The organism is Shewanella sp. 11B5 (assembly GCF_002836795.1).
In the GTDB taxonomy this organism is placed as follows: domain Bacteria; phylum Pseudomonadota; class Gammaproteobacteria; order Enterobacterales; family Shewanellaceae; genus Shewanella; species Shewanella frigidimarina.
Genome location: NZ_PJAP01000202.1, coordinates 1 through 1,047, shown reverse-complemented (window position 1 = coordinate 1,047; position 1,047 = coordinate 1). Strand labels below are relative to the sequence as shown.

The 1,047-nt window shown below is 40.2% G+C and carries 1 protein-coding gene; it reads right to left on the bottom strand.

The features are described 5' to 3' along the window. Positions 1-1,047 (bottom strand): EAL domain-containing protein (locus tag CXF78_RS01650; protein WP_145991341.1); only part of this gene is annotated, 1,047 nt, incomplete at both ends.

Here is a 1,047-nt window from a genome sequence, read left to right as displayed (position 1 = left end):
GACAAGCTTTTCATCTTGTTTTTCAACTCCGGTGGCAATGACACGAATACTGATGCGTTTAGCGATATCAACAATCATCCGTATAAAGAATTTATTGTTGTTATCCTGTTCAATATTATCACTATAACTGCTGTCCAATTTGATAAAGTCAGGGCGGACCTCGCGGAAAAATTTAAATGAGGTAAAACCTAAACCAAAGCGTTCGACAGCGACTTTTGCGCCAACTTTATGGATCTCAGTAACAAATTTATGGCTAGACTCTAAGTTAGCCTGCATTCCAGACTCATTGAGTTCAAATACTAAGCGGGCAGCAGTACCACGGTGTTTAGATAATATATCCTTCAACCACACGGTAAAACTGTCTTGTAGTGCTGAGGATGCACTAATATTCACCCCCATTTTTCCTGAAATACTCGGATTTTCACTTAACACTTTAATGGTTTGAGTGACTATCATTTTATCGAGTTCTATACTCATTCCATAACGCTCAGCCATAGCAATCACTGTGGTTGTGGGTAAATGTTCACCTTCGGAGTTATAAAACCGAGCCAAAAGCTCACGGTAAACTTCGGTGTCATTATTACAGGGCTGAATAGGTTGTTGATAGAATTTGATACTTCGACGGTTAATCAAGTCGTCAATGGTGACTTTCCAATGGTCATTACCGAATTGCTCATTAGCGGATAATTTTTCCAATTGATAGTAGCGATTGGGTCCTAGTGTTTGTGCCACGCTGACGGCTGTATCAGCTAAAGTCATCAATGCTACTGGTTCAATTCCTTGTTCGTACGGAACCATACCGGCATGTGCAACAGAGTCACTTTTTGTGCTTTGAGCATATTCATCAAGATGGCGCTTAAGTTGCTCTAAAAATCGTTCACCCTCTTTAAGAGTAATACTTTCAATGAAAACAGCAAAATCACCGCTAGATACCCGAAAACATTCACTCAATCCGAGGTTTGTAACTGATTTTCGAATACAAGTAGCCAGTTTAGCTAAATAATCATCACCAGCAGCACGGCCATGAAGTTCGTTAATCGTTGCCAG